This is a genomic window from Pectobacterium actinidiae (assembly GCF_000803315.1).
GTDB classification, from domain to species: Bacteria; Pseudomonadota; Gammaproteobacteria; order Enterobacterales; family Enterobacteriaceae; genus Pectobacterium; species Pectobacterium actinidiae.
This window is the reverse complement of record NZ_JRMH01000001.1, coordinates 3,037,459-3,050,912: the sequence shown is the minus strand read 5'-3', so window position 1 is coordinate 3,050,912 and position 13,454 is coordinate 3,037,459. Positions and strand designations below refer to the sequence as shown.

The window sequence follows — 13,454 nt, the reverse complement described above, 5'->3', positions numbered from 1 at the left end:
AGAGAAAACAGGGTTTCGGTGCTTATCCTTGCTTATCGCTGATCAATGCGGCAAAGTTTGCGCAGATGATTTTTCCGCGTTTCTGCTTACGCGGCTAGCCAGAGGCAGTATGAATGAAGCGACTCATTGTAGGAATTTCCGGTGCCAGCGGCGTCATTTACGGCATCCGACTGCTACAGGTTTTACAGACGCTGGAAGGTATCGAAACCCATCTGATCATGAGCCAGGCCGCCCGGCAGACGCTGGCGTTAGAAACGGATTTTAGCCTGCGTGACGTACAGGCGTTGGCTGATGTGGTACACGACACGCGTGATATTGCTGCCAGTATCTCTTCGGGGTCGTTTAAAACGGCAGGCATGGTGATTTTACCCTGTTCGATAAAAACCCTGTCCGGTATTGTGCACAGCTACAGTGACAATCTATTGACCCGCGCGGCCGATGTGGTGCTGAAGGAGCGTCGTCCTCTGGTGCTGGGAGTACGTGAAACGCCGCTGCATTTAGGGCATTTACGGTTGATGACCACCGCCGTTGAGCTGGGTGCGATAATCATGCCGCCTGTGCCTGCGTTTTATCATCGCCCAGAAAGTGTGCAGGATATTGTCGATCAGACGGTGAATCGTATTCTGGACCAGTTTGATATCGACCTGCCAAAAGATCTCTTCATCCGCTGGCAAGGTGCGTCGTAGCAGGGTAGAGACTCAGGCACGCTATTTTTTTCTCTCGGGGCGGTAAACGTTTACTGCCCTTTTTTTGTGCCTTTTTATCGTATTGCACTGATTTTGTGCGTTAAAGCACTTAAATGGTGCGTGTGAGTTTTTGTTTTCGTGCCAATGTTATCTATCCTTATTGTTATGCGCCAAAAAATGATTAAGAAAATATTTCATAATCAAACAGTTATTCATTAGTTTTTGCATGAACTGCCTATGCGGCTTTTACGATGTCCCTGCGTTCATTGTGGCATGAAAACTGCTTGCTAATGAAAACGGTAATCGTCGGTATTAAAAAACTAATAGCATTCATATCGTTCATTTTTAAAGCAATAAATCGAAATCTGTTCCGACATTGACGACACATGACATCAATCACTCATGATAAGGGTAGCAATATGAAGAAACTGTTCAAAGTCTTGCCGTTGGCACTTATTCTGGCTGCGGGTAGTGCGATGGCGGAGATTCCTAAGAATATTAAAATTGGTACCGATCCTACTTATGCTCCCTTTGAATCGAAAAACGCCAGCGGTGAACTGGTTGGGTTTGATATCGATCTGGCGAAAGAGCTGTGCAAACGCATTCAGGCTAACTGTACGTTTGTAGAAAGCGACTTTGATGCGTTGATTCCGTCCCTTAAAGCTAAAAAAATCGATGCCATCATTTCTTCTCTGTCCATCACCGAAAAACGCCAGCAGGAAATTGCTTTCACCGAGAAGCTGTATGCGGCCAACTCACGCCTGATTGCGAAGAAAGGGACGAGCATTGAACCCACGTTGGCTTCTTTGGGCGGCAAACGTGTTGGCGTATTGCAGGCATCAACACAGGAAGCCTTTGCCAATGCTAACTGGCAGCCGAAAGGCGTTGACGTTGTCGCTTACCAAAATCAGGATCTGATTTATGCAGACCTGGCCGCAGGCCGTATTGATGCCGCTTTTCAGGATGAAGTCGCAGCAAGTGAAGGATTCCTGAAACTTGATGCAGGTAAAGACTATGAATTTGCCGGCCCGGCGGTAAAAGATGACAAATTCTTCGGTGTCGGAACCGGAATGGGCCTGCGTAAAGCGGATACTGAGCTGAAGGCCGCGCTGGATAAAGCATTTGAAGACATGCGTAAAGATGGTACCTACGATACCTTCGCGAAAAAATACTTCGATTTTGACGTTTACGGCGGCTAATGTTGCCACCGTGACTCTCATTTCTTTACCACATGTGTAGCGGGATCGTAGGGCATGCGGCACGGGATCGTTCCTCTCGTGCCGTATTCCTGACTGATGACGCAGCGTGCCATTAACCGCTATTTCAACGGAAATCATTGATGCTCTATGGCTATTCCCAGCTAATTCTGGATGGTGCCATCATGACGCTGGAGCTGGCCGCGAGTTCGTTACTGCTGGCACTGGCTATCGGCCTGATTGGTGCGTCGGCGAAGCTGTCTTCCAACCGTCTGTTGGCAGGGTGTTTTTCCTGCTATACCACGCTGATTCGTGGCATTCCCGATCTGGTACTGATGCTGCTGATTTTCTATGGTCTGCAAATTGCCTTAAACGGCGTGACGGAATCGATCGGTCTGGATCAGATTGACATCGATCCGTTGACTGCTGGAATCATTACTCTGGGCTTTATTTACGGTGCGTATTTCACGGAAACCTTTCGTGGTGCCTACCTTGCTGTGCCGCGTGGGCAAATCGAAGCTGCCGTCGCGTTCGGTTTCTCTCCCATGAAGGTGTTCCGCCGTATTCTGTTTCCTTCCATGATGCGCTTTGCGCTACCGGGCATCGGCAATAACTGGCAGGTGATCCTGAAAGCAACGGCGCTGGTGTCATTGCTTGGCTTGAATGATGTGATTAAGGCGACGCAGTTGGCCGGCAAGGGCACACACGAACCGTTTTATTTTGCGCTGGTTGCTGGGGCGATGTACCTGATTTTTACCACCGTTTCTAACGGCGTGTTGTGGTGGCTGGAAAGGCACTATTCGCAGGGAGTCAAAAAAATAAACTATGAGTGAGATCCTGCAACAATATTGGCAGCCGCTACTGTGGAGCGATGGTTACCGCCTGACCGGGCTGGCGATGACGCTCTGGCTGCTCATCTCGTCGGTCGTTATCGGCGGGTTGATGGCGCTGCCGCTGGCGATTGCCCGTGTGTCTCCACGGCGTCGGTTCAGCTTTCCGGTTTGGCTCTTTACCTATGTGTTCCGCGGTACGCCGCTCTACGTACAGCTTCTGGTGTTCTATTCCGGCGTGTATAGCCTGGAGATTGTGCGCGGCACCGACCTACTGAATGCCTTTTTCCGCAGCGGGCTAAATTGCGCCATTCTGGCGCTGGCGCTGAATACCTGTGCGTACACGACAGAGATTTTTGCGGGGGCAATCCGCTCGGTACCGCATGGTGAAATTGAAGCGGCCAGAGCATACGGCTTCTCCCGCTTTAAGCAGTATCGCTGCATTATTTTGCCGGGTGCGCTGCGTATTGCACTGCCCGCTTACAGCAACGAAGTGATTCTGATGCTGCATTCAACGGCGCTGGCCTTCACTGTAACAGTGCCGGATATTCTGAAGATTGCCCGTGATATTAATGCGGCAACCTACCAGCCGTTTTATGCCTTTGGCATCGCGGCGGTTATCTATCTGGCGATCTCGTTTGTGTTAATTGGGCTGTTCAGAAAGGCGGAACGGCACTGGTTACGTCATCTTTATACCCGTTCATCTCATTAAACGCAGGAAAAAGAGTATGTCGAATAACAAACTGATGGTGACGGAACTGCGTAAACGTTATGGCCAGCATGAGGTGCTGAAAGGGATCTCATTACAGGCGAAAGCGGGTGACGTTATTTCGATTATCGGGTCGTCCGGTTCGGGAAAAAGTACTTTACTGCGCTGTATTAATTTTCTGGAAAAACCCTGCGAAGGGGCGATTTACGTCAGCGATCAGGAAATTCGCATGGTGCGCGACACTGACGGGCAATTAAAGGTATTTGATAAAAAGCAGCTTCAGATGCTGCGGACGCGTCTGACGATGGTATTTCAACACTTCAACCTGTGGAGCTTCATGACGGCGTTAGAGAACGTGATGGAAGCGCCAATTCAGGTGTTAGGGCTCAGTAAAGCGGAAGCGCGTGAGCGGGCGGTGTTCTATCTGAACAAGGTCGGGATCACGGATGCTGCCCAACAGAAATACCCGTCGGATCTCTCCGGTGGTCAACAGCAGCGCGTTTCCATTGCACGGGCGCTGGCGATGGAGCCGGAAGTCTTGTTGTTTGATGAGCCTACGTCAGCGCTCGATCCCGAACTGGTCGGTGAGGTGTTGCGTATCATGCAGCAGCTTGCGGAGGAAGGGAAAACGATGGTGGTGGTGACGCATGAAATGGAGTTTGCCCGTCATGTTTCCAGCCATGTTATCTTCCTGCATCAGGGGGTAATTGAAGAGGAAGGGCCGCCGGAGCAGCTTTTCGGAAACCCGAAAAGTGCACGTTTGCAGCAGTTTTTGTCCGGTGTGTTGAAGTAGGTTTTGGGGCTGATGGTTATCAGCCTCTAGCCTTTTCACCATTCTATGTCGGATAGTGCAAAATTTTCGTGCGTGTTAACCATCGAGTATTCTTATACTTTATCTACTCGCCCGACAAGGAGCGCTCAGTTGCCGCTGCTCCTTGACCACTGGCTTTTGGGCGAGAATCGTGCCGCTGCGCGGTGCCTTCGGCGTTCCTGACCGCTATCCGGGCCGCCAGTGACGCGTTTACTCGCCCCATTAACGGGGCTCGCCCTTCGGGCCAGCACAAGTGCTGTTCAAAAACGTCTCTGACGTTTTTGTCCGACGCGGCACTGCCTTTCGCCGCATCCATGCGGCTCCCCCGGCGGTCATGCCGACCTCAGCACAATTTTTACGCCAGCAGTGCAGAATATTTGGGCATTTTATCAAACTTCAGCTCGGTTTCTTGATGACGTCCTGTAGGGCTTCTTCCAACTCAAAGAAACGAAAACCAAAGCCTGCGGCTTCTAATCGCTGCGGAATGGCGCGCTGCCCTCCCAGTACTAGCGTTGAAGCTTCCCCCATCAGTAGTTTGATCGCGAAAGCCGGTGCTCGCAGAAAGCCTGGGCGATCCAAGACGTGTGCCAGCGTGGCGGAAAATTGTTCGTTATGAACCGGATAGGGCGCAACCATGTTGAACGGGCCACTTAATGTCGGCTGATCCAGCAGATAGAGAATGCCGTTCACCATGTCATCAATATGAATCCACGGCATATATTGCTTGCCGGAACCCATAGGCCCACCAAGCCCGAGGCGGAAAATCGGCAGCATTTTTGCCAGCGCGCCGCCCTGCGCTGAAAGAACAATGCCAGTGCGTAGCAGACAGACACGAGTTTTATCACTTTCGGCGGACTGTGCCAGTGATTCCCAGCGGGCGCATAGATAGTGTGTAAATTCATCGGCTGGGGATTCATCTTCCGTGACCAGTGCTTCTCCCTGATCGCCATAATACCCGACAGCAGAACCCGAGATAAAAACCGCTGGCGGCTTACTGCTCGCTTTTATCAGCGTGGCAAGCTGCTCGGTGATGTTCCAGCGGCTCTTTGCCAGACGCTGTTTCTGTTGTGGCGTCCACCGCTTGTCGGCGATAGGTTCGCCCGCCAAATTGATGACGCCGTCAAAGTCGTTCAGTGAGGTGACATTACTCAGCGTGGACCAATATTCCACCTGATTGCCGAGAACGCCTCTAGCGCGTTCAGGATCGCGTGTCAGTACGGTGATGTGATGGGAAAGCAGCTGTAATCGTTGGATAAGATGGCGGCCAATAAGGCCGGTTCCGCCTGTTATGAGTAGTTGCATCGTGCGCTCCCTTATACTCGTCATACTTCAAGTTTCATGTGCGTTGGCTTCGCTCAAATACTCGGCCCGCCGTGGGCCTCGCCCTAAAGGGCCAACGCTTTGCGTTGTTCAAAACGTTAACGTTTTGTCCTGAAACTCGAATTATTGAGAGTATAGTATTTATGCCTTGTGATAACGCAGGGTCATGGAAACCGAATCGGCGTAACGCAGGGCAAACGGTTTATCGACTTCTACTTCAGCATAGGTTATCCATTCGTGTTCGCTGGCGATGTTAAGCACATCCTGCGTTAATTTTTCCAGCAACGCGAAGCGGTTATCTTCTACGTGGCGAATAATGTTTTTAGTGATGGTGCGGTAGTTCAGCGCATCGGCGATATTTTCGCTGTTGCGTGCCTGTGCTGCTGGGTAGTGAATCACAACGTTGATGATCACATCCTGCTTATTCGTAATTTCCTCATCTTTGATACCGATGAAGGTGCGTAGCCGCAGATTTTTTATACGAATAATGGCGTCAGAAGGATGATGTGGCATTGTTCGGCCCTCGGTTGCTTCTGTTACTGCGACTAAAGCGCAGCGTCAGGGTATCGTTAACGACAATATGTTGATTACCATAGCAGAAGATACCCAAAGGCCGAATGAGATGATGCCAGAATTTTACTGTTCAGCGAGCTGGTAAGCCCGTTGCGTGGCCGGGCGCTCGCTGATACGCGTATACCACGCCTTCACTGCCGGGTAATCATCAAGGTCGACGCGCTGGCGGGCATAAGAAACCACCCACGGGTAGGTCGCGATATCGGCGATGCTGTAATTTTCACCTGCTAGCCAAGGACTGTCTTGTAGGTGTTTATCCAACACGCGATACAGGCGCTGTGTCTCCTGCTGATAGCGTTCAATGGCGTAAGGCACTGGCTGAGGTGCATAGTGGTTAAAATGATGATTCTGCCCGAGCATTGGCCCGAAACCGGCGACCTGCCAGAACAGCCACTGTAGTGTAGCCGTACGCTCACGTAATGACGTGCTCAATAGCACGCCGTGTTTTTCCGCCAGATAGAGCAGAATCGCGCCAGATTCAAACAGGCTAATTGGCGTGTCACCTTCCGCGGGCTGCGTATCGACAATCGCGGGGATTTTGTTGTTAGGCGAGATAGCCAAAAACTCCGGTTTGAACTGTTCGCCTTTGCTGATATTCACGCGATGGAGCTGGTAGGGGAGATTAGCTTCTTCCAGAAACAGGGTGATCTTGTGTCCGTTAGGGGTTGGTGCGTAATACAGGTCAATCATGAATCACGTCTCCGTTTTAATTCAGAAAAACATCATGGACTGTATGGCAGTTGATCGCATCAGAGAGCGATGCGCTGTCAGAATAGCGTATTGAGAAACGGGTTCTTACCCTACCACTTCTACGAGTGAAAAATAAGCGATGGTGTACCTTGTTATACGATCTTTACCGGAAGCGTGCTGCCAACTTTGGTAGACTACGTCCGATAAAGGTGGCAGGTGCTGTGGGTGTAGCATTGTTGATATAAACGTTGTGGAGATAACGATGAAATTGATGTTTGCGTCCGACATACACGGTTCCCTCAGTGCGACGGAACGCGTGCTGGACATTTTTGAGCAGAGTCATGCCGACTGGCTTATCTTGCTGGGCGATTTTCTCAATCATGGCCCACGCAACCCGCTGCCGGAGGCGTATCAACCTACGGAAGTGGCTACCCGACTGAACGCTTATGCATCACGTATCGTTGCCGTGCGTGGGAACTGCGACAGCGAGGTTGATCAGATGTTATTGACCTTTCCGATAACGGCACCGTGGCAACATGTGCTGTTGCCGCAGAATCGCCTTTTCTTGACGCACGGTCATCTTTATCATCCAGAGAGTTTGCCGCCGTTACATGCGGGGGATGTGCTGGTATATGGCCACACTCATATCCCATTCGCTGAGCAACGCGGTGAATATTATTTTTTTAATCCCGGTTCAGTGAGCTTGCCGAAAGGGGGATACCCCGCGAGCTACGGTTTATTTGAACAAGATGAACTGCGGGTTCTACCCTTACACGGCGGTGAGCCTATTGCACAGGTCGCGATTAGGCACTAATTTAGCGTATACCCTGTTTTTGACCTTGAATAACGGCAAGGTAGCAGGGAATATTCGCAGCAAAGATCGATCATTTAAAACAGACGCGCGTAGCAACGTGCCAATACTAAAGGGTTTCAGAGGATGGCGGAACAAAGTCAGGCAGCAGGCACAGAGTGGGTTGATATCGTCAATGAAAACAACGAGGTAATTGCTCAGTCAAGTCGTCAGCAGATGCGTGCTCAGACCCTTCGTCATCGAGCTACTTACATTGTTGTACATGATGGCATGGGTAAAATTCTGGTGCAGCGCCGGACGCAAGTCAAAGATTTCTATCCCGGCTGGCTGGACGCGACCGCTGGCGGCGTAGTTCAAAGCGGTGAGCAAATGCTGGAATCTGCACGCCGTGAAGCCGAAGAAGAGCTTGGCATTGCGGGTGTGCCATTTGCAGAACATGGCCTGTTCTATTACGAAGGCGAAAATTGCCGGGTGTGGGGTGGGCTGTTTAGCTGCGTCACCCACGGACCGTTTGCGCTACAGGAAGAAGAGGTTGATGAGGTCAGCTGGCTGACGCCGCAAGAAATCACCGCACGCTGTGATGAATTTACGCCGGACTCGCTGAAAGCGCTATCGCTGTGGCTGACGCGCTATAGCGATCAGGAATATGGTAAGCCGATTTCACGTAAGCTGAACGAGGCGGTAGAAGCTGCTGCGACTCCTGCGGTTAATAAAAGTATTCATGATGAAAATGCTCATGATGAAAATGACAACAGCGGCGTTGCTCCATCAGACGCTGGTTCACAGAAATAATATCTCCCCTGTCTCGCCGCTGCTTTTTCTCCGCTGCGGCGTCACTTTTTCCGAGTGATCAACGGCGGTTATCACTCGGGAACATGAATACTCTTCTTGATGTCCTTCAGATAAATCACGATGGTGAACGTCATGATCACTAGCAAAGCCCACGAGCTCCATTTCCCTACGTGAACCATCGACCAGGCTCCGAGCTGTTCTGGATAACTCCAGACACTGAAAAGCGTACTGATATTTTCAGCCAGCCAGATAAAAAAGCCGATCAGAATAAAGGCCAATGACAGCGGCATTCGTCGTTCCCGATCGTAAGGCGTGAAAATGACGGTGGTACGCGCATAGAGCCCGACAGCCAGTGCGGCAATGTACCAGCGATAATCGCCGATATAGTGGTGAGTGAAGAAATTGGCATAAATAAGTAGCGCGACCAGCGTCGCCAGCCAGTAGGGCGGGTGATGACGAATTTTAAGATCGAATAGCCGCCAGGATTGAATGATATAGCTACCTACAGAGGCGTACATGAATCCGGCAAACAGCGGCACACCCAGTACCTTGGTGTAGGCGAAATCAGGGTAAGACCAGGAGCGAATACCTGATGAGGTTTTAAACACCTCAAGCGCAAAACCTACGAGGTGAAACAGCGTAACGGCTTTTAACTCATCCCAGGTTTCCAGCTTGCTGGCGATCATCCATCCCTGAATCACAATGGCGAATATCAACAGCAAATCATAGCGCGGGATAGCGAACCAGCCGGATTTCGGCACGCTGAAAACAGCAAGAAAGAACAGGCCAACGAAGATACAAGCGCGGGCTTCTTTGGCTCCGAAATAGAGAAATTCAACCAAAAATCGGGTTAACCCTGTTGGCGATGAAGGCGTGATCCCTTTTTCCAACTGCCGCTGAAAGTGTTGATCTAATAATCGTATTACAGTCATCCATGGACCCTGTTTATGGTTATTCTTGAGCCTGCTCGGTGTGGTTTTTTGTGCGAAGAGCAATAAAAAAATGCCAGCGCTGAGGCTGGCATAGAAGATAACAGAATTAATCTGAATATATCCGTCATACTTCAAGCTGATTGTGCGCTGGCTTCCTTTAAATACTCGGCCCGTCGTGGGCCTCGCCCTAAAGGGCCGCTGCAAGCAGCGTTCAAATCTGCTCCCAGCAGATTTGTCACCCCAGTCACTTACTTGAGTAAGTGACTGGGGATTCGTGCAGTTGCCACCTGCCAAGCAACTCGAATTAGTTAGGATACAGATTAGAGCTGTGTAGCCTGAATGGCGGTCAGGGCAACGGTGTAAACGATGTCGTCTACCAGTGCGCCACGAGACAGGTCGTTAACTGGTTTGCGCATGCCTTGCAGCATTGGCCCGATGGAGATCAGGTCAGCAGAACGCTGTACCGCTTTGTACGTGGTGTTACCGGTATTCAGATCAGGGAAGATGAACACGGTAGCTTTACCCGCAACCGGTGAGTTCGGTGCTTTGGACTGTGCAACGTCAGCCATGATAGCGGCGTCGTACTGTAACGGGCCATCGATGACCAGATCAGGACGTTTTTCCTGCGCCAGACGGGTCGCTTCACGCACTTTCTCAACATCGCTACCCGCGCCGGAGTTACCGGTAGAGTAAGAGATCATCGCCACGCGTGGGTCGATACCGAATGCGGTAGCGGAATCCGCAGACTGGATAGCGATTTCAGCCAATTGCTCTGCGGTTGGGTCTGGATTGATGGCGCAGTCGCCGTAAACCAGAACCTGCTCAGGCAGCAGCATGAAGAACACAGAAGACACCAGTGAGCTGCCCGGTGCAGTTTTGATCAACTGCAACGGCGGACGGATGGTGTTAGCGGTGGTGTGAACGGCACCAGAAACCAGACCGTCAACTTCACCCTGTTCCAGCATCAGCGTACCCAGAACCACGTTGTCTTCGAGCTGTTCACGCGCAACCACTTCGGTCATGCCCTTGCTCTTACGCAGTTCAACCAGACGTGCAACATAGCGCTCACGTACGACAATCGGATCGACGATTTCGATGCCTTTGCCCAGTTCTACGCCCTGAGCGGCAGCAACACGTTGAATCTCTTCTGGGTTACCGATCAGCACACAGTGAGCAATACCACGTTCAGCACAGATAGATGCTGCTTTAACGGTACGTGGTTCATCACCTTCAGGCAGAACGATACGTTTGCCTGCTTTACGCGCCAGCTCAGTCAGCTGATAGCGGAACGCTGGTGGAGACAGACGGCGTGAACGCTCAGATTCTGCACTCAGTGAATCGATCCACTGGGTGTCGATGTGGCGTGCAACATATTCCTGCACTTTCTCAACACGTTGACGGTCATCAGCCGGAACTTCAAGGTTGAAGCTTTGCAGGCTGAGTGAGGTCTGCCAGGTGTTGGTGTCGACCATAAAGACCGGCAGGCCAGTCTGGAAGGCACGCTCGCACAGCTTGGCAATGCTCGGATCCATTTCGTAGCCGCCAGTCAGCAGCAGGGCACCGATTTCCACGCCATTCATGGCAGCCAAACAGGCAGCAACCAGAACATCAGGACGGTCAGCGGAGGTCACCAGCAGTGAACCTGGACGGAAATGCTCCAGCATGTGAGGGATGCTGCGTGCGCAGAAAGTGACAGACTTAACGCGGCGCGTCTGAATGTCGCCTTCGTTGATGATACGCGCATTCAGGTGATTCGCCATATCGATGGCGCGCGTAGCTATCAGGTCAAAGCTCCACGGGATACAGCCCAGAACCGGCAGCGGGCTGTTAGCGAACAGCTGCTTCGGATCAATGTTGGCAACGCTGGCTTTCGTGGAGTCATCGAAGATTTCAGACAGGTCAGGGCGAGTACGGCCCTGGTCGTCTACTGGCGCATTCAGTTTGTTGATGATCACGCCAGTGATGTTTTTGTTTTTGCTGCCGCCGAAGCTGGAACGCGCCAGTTCGATACGGTCTTTCAGCTGTGCCGGGGAATCGTTACCCAGCGCCAGTACGAAGACGATTTCTGCGTTCAGCGTTTTGGCGATTTCATAGTTCAACGCGTTAGCAAACTGGTGCTTACGGGTAGGAACCAGGCCTTCAACCAGAACGACTTCTGCGTCTTTGGTGTTTTCGTGGTAGCGCGCGATGATTTCTTCCATCAGCACGTCTTGCTGGTTGGAGCTCAGCAGGGCTTCAACGCGGCTCATCGCCAGTGGCTCGGCGGCGTTGATGGCGGAATTGGCACGAATAATGGTGGTCGTTTGATCTGGCGTATTGTCGCCACTACGCGGCTGGGCAATAGGTTTGAACACGCTCAGGCGGACGCCTTTCTGTTCCATGGAACGGATGACACCCAGGCTGACGCTTGTCAGACCAACGCTGGTGCCAGTGGGGATCAACATGATTATACGGGACACGGCCGAACCTCTTTACGGTTGCTCGTTAGTCAAAAACAACACCGTCAGCCTTGGCTGACGGTGTTGGGAGTTACGTGTTTTACGCGGTCAGACGGTAAGCGTCTTCGGCGATGACCAACTCTTCATTGGTCGGGATAACCAGCGCCGCGCGGGTGCCATCTTTAGCGATGTTGCCACTTTTACCGAAGCGTGCAGCCAGATTGCGTTCGTGATCGACGTCAAAGCCCAGCAGACCCAGTTTTTTCAGTGACAGCTCGCGAACCATTGCCGCATTTTCACCGATACCACCCGTGAAGATCACCGCATCCAGACGACCTTCCATCAGTGCCGCATAGGAACCAATGTACTTAGCCAGACGGTGGCAATAAACGTCCATTGCACGTTTAGCGTCTGCTTTCGTCTCGTAGTTATCTTCAACGTAGCGGCAGTCGCTGGTCACTTCAGTCAGACCTTGCAGACCGGATTCTTTGGTCAGCAGGGTGTTGATGCGCTCAACGCTCATGCCCAGTGCATCGTGCAGGTGGAAAATCACAGCCGGGTCGATATCGCCGCAGCGCGTACCCATCACCAGACCTTCCAGCGGGGTCAGACCCATTGAGGTGTCAACGCATTCGCCATTACGGATTGCAGTAACGGAACCACCGTTGCCCAGATGGCAAGTGATTACGTTCAGCTCTTCTACTGGTTTGTTCAGCACTTTGGCGGCTTCACGAGAAACAAAGTAGTGGCTGGTGCCGTGGAAGCCGTAGCGACGGATGTGGTTTTCTTTATACAGTTTGTACGGCAGTGCATAAAGGTAGGATTCTTCCGGCATCGTCTGGTGGAACGCGGTGTCGAAAACAGCGACGTTCTTATCAGCCAGGTGCGGGAACGATTTCAGTGCTTCGTCGATACCGATAAGGTGCGCCGGGTTGTGCAGAGGTGCAAAAGGCACGGAATCTTTGATACCCTGAAGAACATCATCAGTGATGATCGCGGATTGGGTGAACTTCTCACCGCCGTGAACGATACGGTGACCAATAGCAACCAGTTGAGCTGACAGCTCCGGTTTCTGAGACAGAATGGTATTGACGATGAAGTTCAGCGCTTCGCTGTGAGCTGCACCGGCACCCAGTTCGGCGTCTTGTTTACTGCCGTCCATTTTCCATTTGATACGGGCTTCAGGCAGGTTGAAACACTCGGCTAAACCAGACAGGTACTCTTCTCCGTTAATCGCATCGATGATCGCGAATTTCAGGGATGAACTACCGCAGTTAAGAACCAGTACTAACTTACTCGACATGGAAGTACCTACTTGTTATACATGGTTAAAAAAATGTCACACAGGGCATAGCATATCGCATACCGCTGCTGGCATTTATGATTAACATCATACCTTGGTGTGATACACCAGACACGATGATGAAATAGGGTCGACATTATGATGTAGGTTATATCGGATAATCGATATAACTAATCTCTACAACAACGTGACATCGACCGGATGTAAACCGCAGCTTTAAAGCGATGGATAACCGCGTTATGGCCGTTGGCTGCGCTTATGTCGCAAAGGGAATTATACTCCTTGCGTGTAGTCATACTACTTTAGGTATACAGCGGCCAAAAGGCCGATCTAGGATACCGATAGCGTAGGCTAAACACAAAA

At 51.4% G+C, this 13,454-nt stretch carries 13 protein-coding genes; 7 read left to right on the top strand and 6 right to left on the bottom strand.

The features are described 5' to 3' along the window. The first annotated feature begins 113 nt into the window (after positions 1-113). The 5 genes from KKH3_RS13045 to hisP all read left to right on the top strand — a co-directional run bounded on the left by KKH3_RS13045 (position 114) and on the right by hisP (position 4,214). Positions 114-686, top strand: a complete 573-nt coding sequence (locus KKH3_RS13045; protein WP_010298530.1) for a UbiX family flavin prenyltransferase — start codon at positions 114-116, stop codon at positions 684-686. Between the two features lie 419 nt (positions 687-1,105). Then, complete coding sequence (locus tag KKH3_RS13040) at positions 1,106-1,885, top strand: lysine/arginine/ornithine ABC transporter substrate-binding protein (protein WP_039360283.1); 780 nt, start codon at positions 1,106-1,108, stop codon at positions 1,883-1,885. 140 nt (positions 1,886-2,025) lie between these two features. Further along, a complete protein-coding gene (locus tag KKH3_RS13035; protein WP_039360280.1) occupies positions 2,026-2,715 on the top strand; it encodes a histidine ABC transporter permease HisQ in 690 nt (229 codons plus the stop codon). Further along, complete coding sequence (locus KKH3_RS13030; RefSeq protein WP_039360277.1) at positions 2,708-3,424, top strand: ABC transporter permease; 717 nt, start codon at positions 2,708-2,710, stop codon at positions 3,422-3,424. Before KKH3_RS13035 ends, KKH3_RS13030 begins: the two co-directional genes overlap by 8 nt. A gap of 16 nt (positions 3,425-3,440) precedes the next feature. Continuing rightward, on the top strand, positions 3,441-4,214 hold the full coding sequence (gene hisP, locus KKH3_RS13025) for a histidine ABC transporter ATP-binding protein HisP (RefSeq protein WP_039360274.1): 774 nt from the start codon (positions 3,441-3,443) through the stop codon (positions 4,212-4,214). Positions 4,215-4,628: 414 nt separating this feature from the next. Here hisP and KKH3_RS13015 read toward each other — a convergent pair whose 3' ends face one another. The 3 genes from KKH3_RS13015 to yfcG form a co-directional block, all read right to left on the bottom strand. Then, positions 4,629-5,534 carry a TIGR01777 family oxidoreductase gene (locus KKH3_RS13015; protein WP_039360271.1) on the bottom strand — a complete coding sequence of 302 codons (906 nt, stop codon included), beginning with the start codon at positions 5,532-5,534 and terminating at the stop codon, positions 4,629-4,631. Between the two features lie 159 nt (positions 5,535-5,693). Next, entirely contained in the window at positions 5,694-6,065 is a 372-nt protein-coding gene (gene folX, locus KKH3_RS13010; protein WP_039360268.1) for a dihydroneopterin triphosphate 2'-epimerase, read from the bottom strand. 123 nt (positions 6,066-6,188) lie between these two features. Then, on the bottom strand, positions 6,189-6,815 hold the full coding sequence (gene yfcG / locus KKH3_RS13005; RefSeq protein WP_010295413.1) for a GSH-dependent disulfide bond oxidoreductase: 627 nt from the start codon (positions 6,813-6,815) through the stop codon (positions 6,189-6,191). Positions 6,816-7,077: 262 nt separating this feature from the next. Here yfcG and yfcE point away from each other — a divergent pair, with 262 nt between their 5' ends. Beyond that, positions 7,078-7,629 carry a phosphodiesterase gene (gene yfcE, locus KKH3_RS13000; RefSeq protein ID WP_039360265.1) on the top strand — a complete coding sequence of 184 codons (552 nt, stop codon included), beginning with the start codon at positions 7,078-7,080 and terminating at the stop codon, positions 7,627-7,629. Between the two features lie 123 nt (positions 7,630-7,752). Continuing rightward, the gene (gene yfcD, locus KKH3_RS12995; protein WP_076995010.1) at positions 7,753-8,418 is read left to right on the top strand and encodes an NUDIX hydrolase YfcD; all 666 of its coding nucleotides are present in this window, start codon (positions 7,753-7,755) and stop codon (positions 8,416-8,418) included. A gap of 71 nt (positions 8,419-8,489) precedes the next feature. Here the strand turns inward: yfcD and KKH3_RS12990 are convergent, their stop codons facing one another. The 3 genes from KKH3_RS12990 to ackA form a co-directional block, all read right to left on the bottom strand. Beyond that, on the bottom strand, positions 8,490-9,350 hold the full coding sequence (locus KKH3_RS12990; protein WP_039362428.1) for a DUF817 domain-containing protein: 861 nt from the start codon (positions 9,348-9,350) through the stop codon (positions 8,490-8,492). A 320-nt stretch (positions 9,351-9,670) separates the two neighbouring features. Continuing rightward, positions 9,671-11,809 (bottom strand): phosphate acetyltransferase, encoded by a 2,139-nt coding sequence (gene pta / locus KKH3_RS12985; protein WP_039360262.1) that lies wholly within the window; start codon positions 11,807-11,809, stop codon positions 9,671-9,673. A gap of 79 nt (positions 11,810-11,888) precedes the next feature. Then, on the bottom strand, positions 11,889-13,091 hold the full coding sequence (gene ackA / locus KKH3_RS12980; RefSeq protein WP_039360259.1) for an acetate kinase: 1,203 nt from the start codon (positions 13,089-13,091) through the stop codon (positions 11,889-11,891). Positions 13,092-13,454 lie beyond the last annotated feature (363 nt).